At 62.0% G+C, this 15,168-nt stretch carries 14 protein-coding genes; 3 read left to right on the plus strand and 11 right to left on the minus strand.

The features are described 5' to 3' along the window. Positions 1-11 precede the first annotated feature (11 nt). The 11 genes from alr to ACWFVE_RS12410 all read right to left on the minus strand — a co-directional run bounded on the left by alr (position 12) and on the right by ACWFVE_RS12410 (position 9,734). Positions 12-1,109 (minus strand): alanine racemase, encoded by a 1,098-nt coding sequence (alr, locus tag ACWFVE_RS12360; RefSeq protein WP_447530537.1) that lies wholly within the window; start codon positions 1,107-1,109, stop codon positions 12-14. 160 nt (positions 1,110-1,269) lie between these two features. Then, positions 1,270-2,244, minus strand: coding sequence for an RNA polymerase sigma factor RpoS (gene rpoS / locus ACWFVE_RS12365; protein WP_447529570.1), 975 nt, complete (start codon positions 2,242-2,244; stop codon positions 1,270-1,272). Positions 2,245-2,407: 163 nt separating this feature from the next. Continuing rightward, the gene (locus ACWFVE_RS12370) at positions 2,408-3,484 is read right to left on the minus strand and encodes a peptidoglycan DD-metalloendopeptidase family protein (protein WP_447529571.1); all 1,077 of its coding nucleotides are present in this window, start codon (positions 3,482-3,484) and stop codon (positions 2,408-2,410) included. Positions 3,485-3,516: 32 nt separating this feature from the next. Then, a complete protein-coding gene (locus ACWFVE_RS12375; protein WP_447529572.1) occupies positions 3,517-4,458 on the minus strand; it encodes a DUF368 domain-containing protein in 942 nt (313 codons plus the stop codon). Next, positions 4,455-5,087: a protein-L-isoaspartate(D-aspartate) O-methyltransferase gene (locus ACWFVE_RS12380; RefSeq protein ID WP_447529573.1), complete on the minus strand. Its 633-nt coding sequence runs from the start codon at positions 5,085-5,087 to the stop codon at positions 4,455-4,457. The genes ACWFVE_RS12375 and ACWFVE_RS12380 overlap by 4 nt, the downstream gene beginning before the upstream one ends. Before the next feature lie 31 nt (positions 5,088-5,118). Beyond that, the gene (gene surE, locus ACWFVE_RS12385; protein WP_447529574.1) at positions 5,119-5,865 is read right to left on the minus strand and encodes a 5'/3'-nucleotidase SurE; all 747 of its coding nucleotides are present in this window, start codon (positions 5,863-5,865) and stop codon (positions 5,119-5,121) included. Positions 5,866-5,904: 39 nt separating this feature from the next. Beyond that, complete coding sequence (gene truD, locus ACWFVE_RS12390) at positions 5,905-6,942, minus strand: tRNA pseudouridine(13) synthase TruD (protein WP_447529575.1); 1,038 nt, start codon at positions 6,940-6,942, stop codon at positions 5,905-5,907. Beyond that, the gene (ispF, locus tag ACWFVE_RS12395) at positions 6,942-7,421 is read right to left on the minus strand and encodes a 2-C-methyl-D-erythritol 2,4-cyclodiphosphate synthase (RefSeq protein WP_447529576.1); all 480 of its coding nucleotides are present in this window, start codon (positions 7,419-7,421) and stop codon (positions 6,942-6,944) included. Before ispF ends, truD begins: the two co-directional genes overlap by 1 nt. Before the next feature lie 5 nt (positions 7,422-7,426). After that, positions 7,427-8,128: a 2-C-methyl-D-erythritol 4-phosphate cytidylyltransferase gene (ispD, locus tag ACWFVE_RS12400; protein ID WP_447529577.1), complete on the minus strand. Its 702-nt coding sequence runs from the start codon at positions 8,126-8,128 to the stop codon at positions 7,427-7,429. After that, the gene (gene ftsB / locus ACWFVE_RS12405; protein ID WP_447529578.1) at positions 8,121-8,489 is read right to left on the minus strand and encodes a cell division protein FtsB; all 369 of its coding nucleotides are present in this window, start codon (positions 8,487-8,489) and stop codon (positions 8,121-8,123) included. The genes ispD and ftsB overlap by 8 nt, the downstream gene beginning before the upstream one ends. Before the next feature lie 87 nt (positions 8,490-8,576). Next, entirely contained in the window at positions 8,577-9,734 is a 1,158-nt protein-coding gene (locus ACWFVE_RS12410; RefSeq protein WP_447530538.1) for a GNAT family N-acetyltransferase, read from the minus strand. Between the two features lie 197 nt (positions 9,735-9,931). On the opposite strand from ACWFVE_RS12410, the gene ACWFVE_RS12415 reads away from it, so the two are divergent. The 3 genes from ACWFVE_RS12415 to hexR are packed head-to-tail and all read left to right on the plus strand — an operon-like array spanning position 9,932 to position 15,149. Further along, complete coding sequence (locus tag ACWFVE_RS12415) at positions 9,932-12,541, plus strand: GAF domain-containing protein (RefSeq protein ID WP_447529579.1); 2,610 nt, start codon at positions 9,932-9,934, stop codon at positions 12,539-12,541. After that, positions 12,538-14,346, plus strand: a complete 1,809-nt coding sequence (locus tag ACWFVE_RS12420; RefSeq protein ID WP_447529580.1) for a GGDEF/EAL domain-containing response regulator — start codon at positions 12,538-12,540, stop codon at positions 14,344-14,346. Before ACWFVE_RS12415 ends, ACWFVE_RS12420 begins: the two co-directional genes overlap by 4 nt. After that, the gene (gene hexR, locus ACWFVE_RS12425; RefSeq protein ID WP_447529581.1) at positions 14,298-15,149 is read left to right on the plus strand and encodes a transcriptional regulator HexR; all 852 of its coding nucleotides are present in this window, start codon (positions 14,298-14,300) and stop codon (positions 15,147-15,149) included. Before ACWFVE_RS12420 ends, hexR begins: the two co-directional genes overlap by 49 nt. Positions 15,150-15,168: the final 19 nt, after the last annotated feature.

The following is a 15,168-nucleotide window of genomic DNA, read 5'->3' on the forward strand; positions in this document are numbered from 1 at the left end:
ACCAGTAACCGTTAAGTGAGCGCGCCGCTGTAAATGCGCGGCACGCGAGGCAAGACCCCGGTCAACAGCGTATAGCTGATCGTATCGCAGTGGCGGGCCACTTCATCGACGCACAGCAACGCGCCGTGGGCACTTTGGCCCCAAAGCACCACCTCGCTGCCAATCCCGGCGTCGATATCACTCACATCGACCGTGAGCATATCCATCGACACCCGCCCGGCGATGGGGCAGCGCTGGCCGTTGACGAGTACCGGCGTGCCGTCACTGGCGTGGCGGTCATAGCCATCACCGTAGCCTGCGGCCACCACAGCGATGCGCGAGCGCCGCGGCGCTAACCAGCGCCCCCCGTAACCCACCGGCTCGCCTTTTTCGACACTGCGCAGGGCGATGATTTCTGAGCGCAGGCTCATGACCGGGCGAAGCGCGCGGGTGATGGCGTTATCCACATCGAGTGGATTGCTGCCGTAAAGCATCACACCAGGCCGGTTCCAGGCGCCGTGGGCGTCACGGTGGGCAAGCGTTGCGGGAGAGTTCGCCAGGCAAAGCGGAGCGCCGAGGGTTTCACCGAGCGCTTTGACCGTCGTCATTTGCTGGTCGAAATAGCCACGCTCGCCGGCGTCCGCCGTGGCGAAGTGGCTCATCAGATGAAGCGCGCCCACCTGAGGCGCGGTGCTCAAGCGGTGCCAGACATCCTCCACGCGCTGTGGGTCAAAGCCCAGCCGATGCATCCCCGAATCCACCTTCACCCACACGGGGATCGGTTTTTCGGGCGTGCAGGCTAAAAGCGCCTCGACCTGCCAGTCGCTGTGCACGCTGACCCATAGGCCAAGGGTATCCACCAGGGCCAATTCGTCGGCGCTGAAAAAGCCTTCGAGCAGCACGATGGGCCCTTGTATGCCTCCCTCGCGCAGGGTGATGGCCTCTTCGATACAGGCCACCGCGAAGGCCGGCGCCTGGGGGGCCAGTGCGCGGGCGCAGGCAAGGGCGCCGTGGCCGTAGGCGTTGGCCTTGATGACCGCAACGGACTGGCTTTGGGGCGCGCAGCCCGCGGCTAGCTGATAGTTATGACGCAGCGCGTCTAAATCGATATGGGCCGCTAGCGGGCGCATTTTAACGGTTCTCACTTACAAACGCCTCGCGGCGCCTGACGACGGTCGTTCATGAAATCGGATATTGAAGGCGCCCGAATGGGTAGCCCACTAACATTAACGCACCGGATAGTTAATCCGGTGCGTTAGGTCTTGCCTTTTTTAAGGCTCGCTGGAGGTATTAGCTCTCGAAAATAGCGTCGAGAGAAAGGCCCTGTTTCTCCAGCGCGCGGCGAAGCTTCTTTAAGGCTTCCACCTGTATCTGACGAACCCGTTCCCGGGTCAGGCCGATTTCAGCGCCGACTTCCTCGAGGGTCGCCGATTCGTGTCCGCGCAGGCCAAAGCGGCGAACCACGACTTCACGCTGCTTTTCACTCAGCTCGTCGAGCCAGTGATCCACGTGCTCGCGCACGTCACCATCCACCAGAAGCGATTCCGGGCCGGAGACATCGTCATCGGCCAGGGTATCGATCAAGGGCTTGTCACTTTCCCCACCCATGGGGTAATCCACGGAGGAGACGCGCTCGTTGAGCCCCAGCATCTTCTTGACGGTTTCGACCGGTTTATCCAGGTGCTCGGCGATCTCTTCCGCCGTTGCCTCGTGGTCGAGCTTTTGAGTGAGTTCCCGCGCGGCGCGCAGGTAGATATTGAGTTCCTTGACCACGTGAATGGGCAAACGAATGGTACGGGTCTGGTTCATCAGCGCCCGTTCGATCGTTTGGCGAATCCACCAGGTCGCGTAGGTCGAAAAACGAAAACCGCGCTCGGGGTCGAACTTTTCGACGGCCCGGATCAGCCCCAGATTGCCTTCTTCGATCAAATCCAACAGCGTCAGGCCACGGTTGAGGTAGCGCCGGGCGATTTTTACGACCAGGCGCAGGTTCGATTCGATCATTCGCGAGCGCCCAAGCGGGTCACCCTTGCGCGCCAAACGGCCGTAATAGACCTCTTCTTCTGGCGTCAACAGCGGCGAAAAACCGATCTCGTTGAGATAAATTTGCGTAGCGTCCAGGCTTTGGGTCGCTTGACGATCCTCGCGACCCAGCGCTTTTTCGAAGGCGTTTTCCTCTTCGGTGGCGGTGTCTTCAGCGTCGTCCAACGCTTCTTCCACCGTCTCCAGGTCAACCTCCTGTAGGTCCTTCTCCAGCATACTCATGGTCTTACCCCCGTTGTCTTGCCTAACCGCCATGTAGAAAAGTATGGGTGGCCGCACTTCAGTGTGCGCGTGCACCGTTATTGTTATATGACGCTCTTATCAAGCTATCCGGGTTCTTCCAATGGCGCCAAGCGCCCTTACCAAGCCGTTTAGAGAGAACGCGTTAGCGCGATGGTAAAAATTCCAAGGGGTTTTGGGGCTGGCCATCGCGGCGCACCTCAAAATGGAGTTTGACGCTGTCGGTATCGCTATCGCCCATCGTGGCAATGACTTCTCCCGCTTCGACCACATCGTTTTCGCTGACGCTCAAACTGTCGTTATGAGCATAGGCGCTGAGATACTGATCGTTGTGTTTGAGCAGTATGAGGTTGCCGTAACCCCGCACACCGCTACCGGCGTATACCACGATGCCAGGACCGGCAGCTCTTACAGGTTGCCCCTTTTGTCCGGTGATATCAATCCCGGCGGTAATCGTACCGCCTTCACCGAAGTTTCCGCTCACCTGCCCATCGGTGGGCCAGCGCCAGTTGACATCGTCGACCGGGGTGAAGCTTCGCGAGGAGCGATCCGGCGCGGAAGCGGCGGGCGCCGGTTCGGGCTCTGGCTCGGCGGCGGGTTCGGGTTCCGGCTCGGGCTCCGGCGTCGGCTCGGGTTCCTGTTCGGGCTCCGGGGGGCGCTCGTCCGCCTGGGGCGACTCGCTTTGCTGGGCGTCCTGTGCCGTTTCGGGCTCGCTGGCGTTCGGGGTATCCGGCGTCTCGCTTTCGCCCCGCTCGGCGTTGATGCGCTGATTACGCTCGATCGCGCTTTCATCCGGCAAGAGCCAGTCCATCTGCTGGTTGTCGCTTTGGCTGGCGGCCTGATTACTAGCTGCCACGGTCGTCGAGTTCAAGCCCGTGGCGACCGCGCCGCTTTGCCGCGACACTTGAATGTCACCGCCTTGATGGGAGGCCTGATTACGCGCCGGAGCGCTTCCCGCCCCCTGGCGCAGCGCAATGGTCTGGCCCGGATGGATCTGATAAGGCGCGTCGATATCATTGAGCGCCGCCAGCTCGCGGTAGTCCAGGTCGTGCTGCCAGGCGATACCGTAAAGCGTATCGCCCGGGGCAACGGTGTATTGAGGCGAGTCTTCCACGGCGCGCCTCGCTTCGCTCAAGTCCCGTACCTGCGGGGTGTGTGGCTGCTGGTTAGCGCAGCCGCTAACGGCCAGCGCTAACAAAGACAGTGTCAAAACCTTACGCATGCAAACCCTACTCCTTTTCAACGCCGCGCGCTTTATGTCGAACTGCGTGGCCTTTGAGCTGCACGCCGATTGAGTAATACTACCAGAAGCGCCCCAACGAGCATCAATGCGACCACGCCCACCACCTGGGCGGAAGCACCGGTCAACGCGGCGTACTCGCTTGGCAGTAAGTAGCGGTGGGCCAGTGGAATCATCTGCCCTTCTGGCCCCTGTTGGTAGCTCAGTAGTTCGCGCCAGGGCCATAGCACCGGTAGCGAGCCGACGATGAAGCCAAGCAATAGCTGCATGGTGCCCGCGTGATAGCGCTTTAAAAGCCAGCCTAAAAACCGTGAAAAAAGCATCAAGCCGACAAGGCATCCCACGCCAAACAGCATGATAATACTCATATCAAGACTTTTGATAGCCCCCATGATGGTGCCATAAAGCCCCATGGTGAGTAACAGAAAGCTCCCCGAGACCCCGGGCAGCAGCATCGCACTGATGGCGATGGCACCGGCGGTCATCACGATCAGCGCCTCGTTACCCAGCAGTAAAATCAGCGGCATCAGCGCCGGCAGCCCGCGAGCGAGCAAAAAGCCGGCCAAAAGCGGCAGTATATAGATAAGCCGCCAGCGTCCGGTGGCGCGGCCGACCACCAGCGCCGAGGCGGCCACCAAACCAAAAAAGAAACCGTCGAGCAAGAGCGGATGCGCCTGCATCAGCCAAAGCGCCAGATGCGCTACGCTGACCAAACTCACCGCGACGCCCGCCAGTAGCGGTATTAAAAACCCCAGGTTGAGGTGGGCAAAAAGCCCGCGCCAACCACCCCGACGCCAGGCCCCCCAAGCGCTGGGGCCGAACTGCCGGATGGTATGGATCAGCTCTTCATAGATACCGGTAATGAAGGCTATGGTACCACCGGAGACACCGGGGACCGCGTCGGCGGCGCCCATACCCGCGCCTTTGAAAAATACGCCCAAGCGTCGATGCTTCAATCCACCACTCCTTGCAATAAAGGGACGAACCGTACCGGCTCGAGTCTTCGTTTCTCGAACGCGCCGCCGATACGCTTGACCTGCGTTAACCACTGGCTGCCGTCCGGCGCCTCCAGCGGGGCAATCAGTACGCCGTCGCGGGTTAGCTGCTCCAACAAGGGTTCCGGGAGCGTCTGCGCGCAGGCGGTCAATAAAATTACGTCGAAAGGCCCTTTTTGCGGCCAGCCTTCGCCGCCGTCGGCCAGGGCCAACTGGACGCGGGCATCCAGATATTCGAGCCGCTTGGCGGCGCGGCCGGCAAGCGTCGCTATACGCTCGACGGAGTAGAGCGAGGGCACCAGCCGCGCCAGAATGAGCGCCTGATACCCGGACCCGGTTCCCACCTCCAGCACGCGCTGCGGCCTGGCCTTTAGCACCAGTTCGGTCATCCGCGCCACGGTAAACGGCTGCGAGAGCGTTTGCCCGCAGCCAATCGGCAGCGCCGTGTCTTCGTAGGCGCGATGGGCAAGCGCTTCGTCGACGAACAAATGGCGTGGCTCGCGGGCCATCACCTCGAGCACCCGGGTATTCGTAATGCCCTGGCCCACCAGACGTTCGACCATACGATTACGCGTGCGCTGGGACGTCATGCCCCGCCCACGGCGCTCTCCTGACGAGAGCTCAGTCAAAAGCGTCCAGCCAGGCTTGCACGTCCGCGCGGGCGGGGTGGCGCGTTAAATCGGTCTGGAGCGGCGTAATCGAGACAAAGCCTGCGTTGATCGCGGCAAAATCGGTATCCTCGCCGTCGTCAGCATTGGCCGCGACCGGAGCGATCCAGTACCGCGTGCGCCCTCTTGGGTCCTGGACCGGCAGCGCTTTTTCCGCCGGCCCCCGATAGCCAAGCCGGGTCACCTTGACGCCCTGTATCTCCTCCCAGGGTAGATCCGGCACGTTGACGTTCAAAAGCGTGCGCGGTGGCAGCGAAAGCGCGCCAGCGGCGCCCACCAGCGTAGCCGCCATGCGCGCCGCGGTCTCGAAGTGGCGCCCACCGCAAAGCGACACCGCCATCGCGGTCATACCCAGGTTGCGCCCCTCCATGGCCGCGGCCACCGTGCCGGAGTAGAGCACGTCGTCGCCCAGGTTGCTGCCGTGGTTGATACCGGCAATGACCAGGTCCGGGCGCTCGTCCCACACGCCGTTGACGCCCAGATACACGCAGTCGGCGGGCGTGCCGTCGACACTGTAAAAGCCGTTATCAAGTGCGGTGAGCGACAGCGGGCGCGAAAGCGTCAGCGAGTTGCTCGCCCCGCTGCGGTCCCGGTCCGGCGCGACTACGCGCAGGTGGGCATGACTCACCAGCCCGTCGTGCAGCGCGCGCAAACCCGGCGCATACACACCGTCGTCATTGGATAGCAGCAGTCGTCGCATGGGCCTCTCCTGGGGCGTTGTCTGGGCGTAAAGCCTGGTTCAAAAGTCCGGATGATCGATCAGCTCGCCGAGAAGTGAGGTGGCAAAGCTTCCCCTGGGCAGCGAAAATTCGAGCACCGCGGCCGCGCTCTGCCAGGTAAGCCGGGGCTCGATAACGCGGACGCGCAGCGCCCGGTGGCTTTTTTTCACGCCCGCCTTGACCAGGCCATCGCAAAGCGCCGGGTGGGAGGCGTAAAGCGCCTGCTCGTAGGCCAGTGCCTCGCCGGTTGTCGGCTCGCCGGTGCCCCAAAGCGGGCCGGTCGGGTGCAGGTCGAGGGCGTCGGCCCGCGCCTCGAGCCCCTCGTCCTCGGCCTGGGCATTAAACACGCTTTGCGTGCCGTCGAGCATCAAGGTATCGCCTAAAAGCGGGGTTCTCCAGCGGCCGTCCGCGATCCGCGCGCCTAGCACTTCATTGAATAGAAAGCTACGCGCGGTGGAAAGCAGCATTCCCTGGCGGTCGTCGCGCTTGCGCCAGCCTTTTTGCAAAATGGCCGCCGCTTTTTGCAGGTTGCGCCCCTCATTACCAAAGCGCTGGGGGCCGAAGTAGTTGGCCACCCCCTCACGGCAGAGCGCCTCCCAGCGAGGCAGGAACGTATCCGTGTTGATTGCCTCACCGCTTACCCGCAGGCGAAAGCGATTAGTGCGGTGAACGCCCCGCTTGAGCTTTCTTGGGTGGCGCCCCTGCTCGATCACCTTGATACCCAGCGCCTCGAGCGCGGAATCGAGGGTCGGCGGTGCGCTCGCCCCCGGCAGTTGTACGCTGAGCCACTGGCGCGTGACCGCGGACCGGTCCTTCATACCCGAGTAGCCCACGACGCGGGGACTCACCTCGCAGAGCCGGCTTAGCGCGTTCACCACGTCGAGGGTGGTCTGGTTGCGCTTTTCGATACGCAGCCACAGGTGCTCACCGCTGCCTTCCGGGGTGAAGTCGAGCTGCTCGTCGACCCAAAAATCCTCCGGCGAGGCGCGGTAGCTTCCCGGCGCGCGGGGCCCAAAGCGGGCGTCGAGCACCCGCGGCCAAACGGGCAGTGCCCCCATTAGTTGGCCGCCGGCTTTAGCAGCACGACCGCCTCGGCGGCGATGCCTTCGCCACGGCCGGTAAAGCCGAGGCGCTCGGTGGTGGTGGCCTTGACGTTGACCAGGCCCATATCAGCCCCGATATCCTCGGCAATCACACGGCGCATGGCGTCGATATGCGGCGCCATTTTAGGCGCCTGAGCCATGATCGTGGCGTCCAGGTTGTTGACCACGAAGCCCGCCTCCCGCACCAGCGCCATTACGTGGCGCAGCAGCTCGCGGCTGTCCGCGCCTTGCCAGGCGGCGTCGGTGTCGGGGAAGTGGCGGCCGATATCGCCCAGCGCGCAGGCGCCCAGCAGGGCATCGCTGATCGCGTGGAGCAGCACGTCGCCGTCGGAGTGGGCGACGAAACCTTGTTCGAAAGCGAGCTTGACCCCGCCGACCATTAGATGGTCGCCGGGGCCGAAGCGGTGTACGTCAAATCCATGGCCAATACGCATCGAGACTACTCTTCGCTGTTGCCTGCCTGTAGCGCCAAAATGGCCGCCGCCAGGGCAAGGTCGTCAGGGTGGGTGATTTTCAGGTTGTCGCGCCGCGCACTGACCAGCCGCGGTGCTTGGCCCAGCGCCTCGACGGCCGAGGCCTCGTCGGTCACCATTACGCCGTTCTCGACGGCCTGGTCGAGGGCACGCTTTAAAAGCGCGAAGCGAAAGCCTTGGGGCGTCAGCGCGTGCCAAAGCCCGTCGCGGGGCTCGGTTGTCGCGCTCAAACCAGGCCCGCCTTCACGCTTCATGGTATCCGCCACGGGCATGGCCAGAAGCGCCCCGCCCGGGTGCTCCAGCGCCGCCTGGTAAAGCGCGTGCAGATCCCGGGATGTCACGCAGGGGCGCGCCACGTCGTGCACCATGACGATGTCGTCCGGGGCGGCGGCCATGGCATCGAGCGCGTTTTGCACGCTGTCCATGCGCTCATCACCGCCCTCGACCCGCTGCCACTGGGCAAACGGCACCCAGGCCGGGTCGAACCAGCGATCCGCCGGGTCCAGGCAGAGCACCAGGCGCGCTTCGGGAAAGGCGCGGTAAAGACGCTCGAGGGTATGCGCCAGCACCGGGCGCGCCGCAATCGGCAGATACTGTTTGGGGGTGGCGCTGCCCATGCGCCGCCCCTGCCCCGCCGCGGGGACCACCAGCCACAACGCCTTACTCATTGTCGGTGTCCGGGGCGTTCGCCGCGGGCGCAAGGTTTGGCTGGGTGACCAGTGCCGCGTTCAGGCCAATCAATTCGTTTTGGATCGCAACCCCTGGCACCCAGAAAAACTGCTCGTCGCTTCGCACCATGCCCATATCGCTGCGCGCGCGCTCTTCGATCGCATCCAAACCGGTTTTAAGGTCGGTGACCTCGGCGGCCAGGCGCGCGTTGCGCTCGCGCATGGGCGCATTCGCCGCTTCCTGGACTGTCACGCGCGCCTCGACGCGCTGCAAATCCTGCCAGCCGCCGTTACCCAGCCATAGCTGATACTGTAAAAAACCTAGAACGCCCAGCAAGGCGACGACCAGCCATCGATGCATCTGAAGTTCCTGTAATCAAGTGCCTTTGGGGCAGGCGTGAACGGCGCGCATTATGCCATTTAGCGGGCGAAGCGGCGAGCCGTGTCTTTAGCCTTCGGTTTTAAACGGTAGCGCTTCTAACGCGGCTGCCCGGTACGCCTTTACGTGCTGCCCTTCCTGGGCGCAGAACTCGGCCACCCCGGCGGCAAGGCCGGGATGCGCCACATAGTGAAGCGACTGCGTGGGGGTGGGGGCGAACCCGCGCACCAGCTTGTGCTCGCCCTGGGTGCCGGGGTCGAAAAGCGTCAGCCCCCGCGCGAGGCAGTATTCGATGCCCTGGTAGTAGCAGGCCTCAAAGTGCAGGCAGTCGGCGACCACCTCACTGCCCCAGTAGCGCCCGTAAAGCGTGGTGGCACCGCGAAAATAGAGCGCGGCGGCCACAGGTCGGCCTTCCACCAGCGCCTGAACCAGCACCAGTGAGGCCGGCATGTCCCGGCGCAGCGCGTCAAAAAATGCCGCGTTCAAGTACGGCGGGCGGCCGCGCTCGTGGTAGGTGATCGTATAGCACTGAAAAAAGTGCGCCATGGCGGCCTCGTCGATCTCGTCGCCTTCCAGACGGCGCAGCGTAATCCCCTGCTCGGCCACCAGACGCCGCTCGCGCTTGATCGTCTTTCGCCGCTTGGCGGTCAGGCTCGCCAAAAAGCCGTCGAAATCCTCGAAGCCTCGATCGTGCCACTGAAACTGCACGCCCTGGCGGGTAATCAGATCAGGGCTTTGCGCCTGCCAGGCAGCCACCTCCTGGTCGTTGGCAAACAGCAGGTGCCAGCTCGAAAGGCCCAACTCATCGCACTGGCGCCGCCACCCCTTGGCCAGCAGCGCGTAGGCGCTTTGCGGGTCGATATCATCTGCAAGGAGCGTGCGCTGGCCCGGCACCGGCGTGAACGGAATGGCGCTTAACGCCTTGGGATAGTAGTCGCCGCCGGCGCGCTCGAGGGCCTCGGCCCAGCCCCAGTCGAAGACGTACTCGCCGTTGGAATGGCTTTTTAGATACATCGGCAGCGCCGCGACCAACCGCTCACCCTGCCACACGCTTAAATGGCGTGGCTGCCAGCCGGTGGCCTCACTTACCGAGCCGCTTTGCTCCAGCGCGCGCAAAAACGCATGGCGTAAAAAGGGCTGCTCCGGGCTTACCAGCGCATCCCACTGCGCGGGCGCAACGCCGTCGACTGCTGAGAGCGTCACCAGTGTTAGCGCTTGGGAAGACATGCCACCTTGCATGGGCACCTCGCATTGAATCATTAACACTCAAGACGTTCAGTATCGCTCAATCGTTTGCCCACTAGAACCCGGCCGCGCGATTTACCCAATTTGACCTGTAAAACGCCTCGCTCAGTGCCGGATTATTAAAGCCCGGGCCCAAACGTCCGATAAACAATGAATTGGCTCAATTTTATGGACGACATATGCAAGCCGCCGATATACCCGACAACGAACCCCAGCGCCTAGCGGCCTTGCACAGCCTGGAGGTGCTGGACACGCTTCCCGACGAAACGCTGGAACGTTTGACCGAGCTTGCTTGCGATATCTTCGAAGTGCCCGTTGCACTGATTTCACTGGTCGATGAAAAACGCCAGTGGTTCAAGTCGCATACCGGATTGGACGTCAGCGAAACCCCCAAGGAGTTTTCGTTTTGCGCCCATGCCGTTTACAAAAACGACGTTTTGGTTGTCGAAGACACCTTCAAGGACCCGCGCTTTGCCGACAATCCGCTGGTTTTAGGGCCCCCGCACATTCGCTTTTACGCGGGCTACCCGCTGCGTCCGGTCGACAACCAGGTAATCGGTACGCTTTGCCTGATCGACAAAACGCCACGCCACTTTACCGAGCGCGAACAGCGGCTTTTGGCCAACATGGCAGGCCAGGTCGAAGAGATTTTCCGCCAGCACAAGCTAAGGGCCGAGCTTACGCGCACCGCGCGGCGCTTCGAAGCCCTGTTCAGTAAAAGCGCCACCGCCAAGATTCGCATTGATCGCGAAGGCGCCATCATCGCGATCAACCCCTTCGCGCTGAGCCTTTTGGGCTACGAAGCGCACGAGCTTTTGAACAAGAACATCGCCGTTTTGACCCCGCCCCACATTGCCAGCGAACACGATCTGTTCATCTCGCGGTATCTGGCCGGTGGGGCCCCCAAGGTGATCGGCCGAGGGCGCGAAGTCGAGGCGATGCACCGCCAGGGCCACCGGGTGCCGGTACACCTGGCGGTCAATGCCATTCACGACAACCAGGGCAAGGTGGTCGAATTTTTGGGCGTGCTGACCGATCTGACCACCATTTACGAAGCCAACAGACGGATCGTAAAGGAGCAGGGCCTTTTGAAGGTACTGCATCAGGGTATTACCGACTACCAGGCGCTGATGTCCGGCGAGCAGCTCTGGACGTTTCTTTCAGAGGCGCTGCGCGAGCTCACCGACAGCGACTACGCTCTGATCGGCGAGGTCTTGCCAACCGATACTACCAATGCCCTCAAGATTCACGCCATTACCGATCTTTTTTGGAGCACCTCTTCCCAGGAGCTGATGTCTCGCCTGCGCAGTGGTGACATGACGCTGACCGATCCAAGCTCGCTCCTTGGCCGGGTATTTGCTCACGGTGAGGTCGTGATGACCGACGACGTGCATGACCATGGCACGCGCGGCGGCTTTCCACCCGGGCACCCGCGTCTGGACAACTACCTCGGTGTGCCCATTTACAGCGGCGAACGTCTTATCGGCATGTACGCCATTGCCAACAGCAAACAGCCGCTCAACCAGGCGCTGCTCGATTGGCTTCAGCCGTTTACCGATACCTGTGCGCTGCTGATCAATCTGTACCGGCAAATGGCCGAGCGCGAACAGGTCACCTGCGATTTGGCGATCGCCCGGGACCAGGCCGAAAAGGCCAACCAGGCGAAAAGCGAATTCCTCTCGTCGATGAGCCACGAACTGCGTACGCCGCTCAATGCCATCATCGGTTTTGCCCAACTGATGAGCAAGGGGCGCCGCGACCCCCTCAGCGAAAAACAGCAGCGTCAGGTCGGCCAAATCGAAACCAGCGGTCAGCACCTTTTGAGCCTGATCAACGAGGTGCTCGATCTTGCCAAAATCGAGGCGGGGCATCTGGCGCTGTCCCTCGAGCCGATCCTGGTCGCCAACGTGCTCGACGACGCCTGCGCCACCCTCGAGGCCAATATCGAAGCGGCGGGCATCACGCTCAAGCGCGCCAGGGTGAATCCCGGCTTGAACGTCATGGCGGACTACACCCGCACCAAGCAGGTGCTTTTGAACCTGATTTCCAACGCGATCAAGTACAACTGCGACAACGGACTGATCGAGATCGTCGTGACACCCCAGCAAGACACGTTAAAGATCAGCGTGATCGACACCGGCATAGGCATCGACGATGCCCGCCAGCACGAGCTCTTTCAGCCCTTCAACCGCTTGGAGGCCGAACACACCACCATCGAGGGTACCGGTATCGGGCTTGCCATCACCCGGGAGCTCGTTACACACATGCAGGGACATATCGGTGTCAGCAGCGTGGCGGGTAAAGGCTCGACGTTCTGGTTCACGCTACCACTAACCGAACACGGCGTGGCCAAAACGGACACGTCCGCGCCCGGCCTGCTACGTCCGCAAAGCGGTAAGCGGCGTTTTCAAGTGCTCTATGTCGAGGACAACCCTACGAATCAGCAGCTGATGCAGGACATTATCGACGATTTCGAAGAAATCGAGCTGCAAACCGTTGCCAGCGCCGAGCTTGCGCTGGATATCCTGCGCCACGCGGTCCCGGACCTGGTGCTAATGGATATCCACCTGCCAGGCATGAACGGTTATCAGGCCCTTAAAGCCCTGCGCCAAACACCAGGACTCGAGGCCATGACGGTGGTCGCTCTGTCGGCCAATGCGCTGCCGCGGGATATCGAAAAAGGCCTGGCGGCGGGCTTTAACGACTACCTGACCAAACCTATCAATATCGAGAAACTTTCGAGCATGCTCAAAGAGTTTCTCCACGTTGCGCCTGGAAGTGATCCATGAAGCTAGCCCGCAAACATCTGTTAGTGGTCGATGACAATACTGCCAATGTCGAGCTGTTACTCGATCTTTTGGATGATCACGGATTTGACAACACCCATGGCATGAGCGACCCGCGTGAGGTGGTGAGCTACTGCCAAAGACAGCGCCCGGATCTGATGCTGCTCGATATCCGCATGCCGCATATGGACGGCTATGCGGTCATGGAGGCGCTCAACGCCGCGTTCGGTGACCACGCCTTTCCCATCATCGTTTTAACGGCACAAATCGACGATGAAACCCGGCGTCGCGCCCAGTCCATGGGCGTGCGCGATTTCATCACCAAACCCTTCAAGCACGACGACGTCATGCAGCGCGTCCACAACGTGTTGGAGGTCGAACACCGCTACCAGCTGCGCACTCAGCAAGCCGAAACCCTGGAACGGCTAACGGCGCAGCAGCATCAGGCGCTCGACCACCAGGCGCGCACGGATACCATCACCAAGCTGCCCAACCGCCGGGCGATGACCCAGATGCTGCGTATGGCGGCGAAGGAAAACACGCCGACCGGGCTTTTGTTTATCGCCATCGACCAGCTCGACGAGGTGGTGCGCTTTCACGGCTACGCGATTGCCGACAAACTCATGCTACACGTAAGCCAACAACTCTACGGGCAGCTAGGCGACACTGCCAAGCTAGGCATGTGGGGTGGTAGCGAGCTTTTGGTCGTGCTTGCGGAAACCAGTATCGATCAGTTGATCGGCCAGGCGGTACAGCTTTTGGAGTGCTTCAACCAGGACCAGACGCTGGGCGATTTACTGCTGCCGCTGGCCGTGCGTATCGGCATCAGCAGTGCGGAAGGCACCTTCGACCCGGAGCGCCTGGTGCACATGGCCGCCCTTGCCTTGCCGCAGAAAAACGGCCCCGTGCGCGTGCAGAGCTACAACGAAGAGCTCGAAACGCTACAGCGCCACCGCCTGCACTTACAGCAGTCGATTCGCGGCGCCACCCAGCGCGGGGAAATGAGCCTGGCCTTTCAGCCCAAGCTGTCGCTTTCGACCAACCAGGTGATCGGCGCCGAGGCGCTGCTGCGCTGGGATCATCCTTCGCTTGGCCGTATATCACCGGCGGAGTTCATTCCGCTGGCCGAAGCCAGCGGCGATATTCTCACTATCGGCGAGTGGGTCATCGAAGAGGCGCTGCGCCACATCGTGGCCTGGCGCGAACAAGGGCTTTTGGATGATAACTTTCATATCGCGGTCAACGTCGCCGCTCGCCAGCTCGGCCGACGCGACTTTGCCGAGACGCTTTTAAGCACCCTGGCCGCGTTTAACGTTCCCATGCGCTTTTTCGCTTTGGAAGTGACCGAGTCCGGCCTTTTGAGCGATATGCACAATGCGCGCGCGCAGCTTGCCAAGCTCTCCGAGAACAACATCGCCGTCGCCATCGACGATTTCGGCACCGGCCACTCTTCGCTTGCCTACATCAAGACGCTGCCCTTCTCGACGTTAAAGATCGACCGCGCCTTCGTGATGGATCTTGAGGACATGGAGGTCGACCGCCACCTGGCGCTGGCGATTACCCGGCTGGCCCACGCGGTAGGCTGCGACGTCGTGGCCGAGGGAATCGAGACGAAAGCCCAGGCGGATTACCTGCGCTCCATTGGTTGTGAAGCGGCGCAGGGGTATTATTACTCTCAGCCTTTGCCCGCCGATGAATTTTACGACTTTTGTACTCGGTGGGGCGCCCACTCCCCCACGACGAACGCCCAGGAAACCCAATGGCCCACGACCTCCTTGACCGCTTGCGCGAACGGCTCAACGACTTAAACCGCTCAGAGCACAAGGTAGCCAATGTCATTTTGAACGACCCGGCCGCGGCCACGAGCCTAAGCATCGCAAGCCTTGCCCAGGGGGCAGGCGTCAGTGAACCTACCGTCAACCGGTTTTGCCGCAACTTTGGCGCCAAGGGGTATCCGGATTTCAAGATCAAGCTGGCTCAGAGTCTGGCCGGCGGCACGCCCTACGTAACCCGCGCCGTCGAGCCTGGCGACAACGCCACCCAGTACACCCCGAAAATCTTCGGCGCCACGATTGCGGCGCTAAAAGACGCCGAGCGCCAGGTCGACATGGCCGCAGTCGAGCGCATGGTCGACTACCTCACCCAGGCCAAGCACATTCACTTTTTTGGTTTGGGCGCGTCCGGTGCGGTGGCCCAGGATGCCCAGCACAAGTTCTTTCGCTTCAACCTGCCGGTCATGGCCTACATCGATGTCCTGATGCAGCGCATGGTGGCTGCGGCCTGCCATACCGGGGATGTCGTGGTGATCATCTCCTACACCGGCCGCACTCGGGAGCTCGTCGATATCGCCCAAATCGCCCGAGCGGCGGGGGCGGTGGTGCTAGGCATTACCGCGCCGGACTCGCCTTTGGCCCGGGAGTGTACGGCCACCCTGGACGTCGCCACCCCGGAGGACACCGACCACTACATGCCGATGACCTCGCGGGTCATCCAGCTCACCCTGATCGATGCGCTGGCCACCGGCGTCACGCTTCGCCGGGGCGAGGATTTTCTACCGCACCTTAAAAAGATCAAGGAGAGCCTGCGCGACACGCGCTTTCCGCTGGAGTAGCGTTCAAACGGCGCCGCGT

The sequence above is a fragment of the Vreelandella mediterranea genome (genome assembly GCF_970647075.1).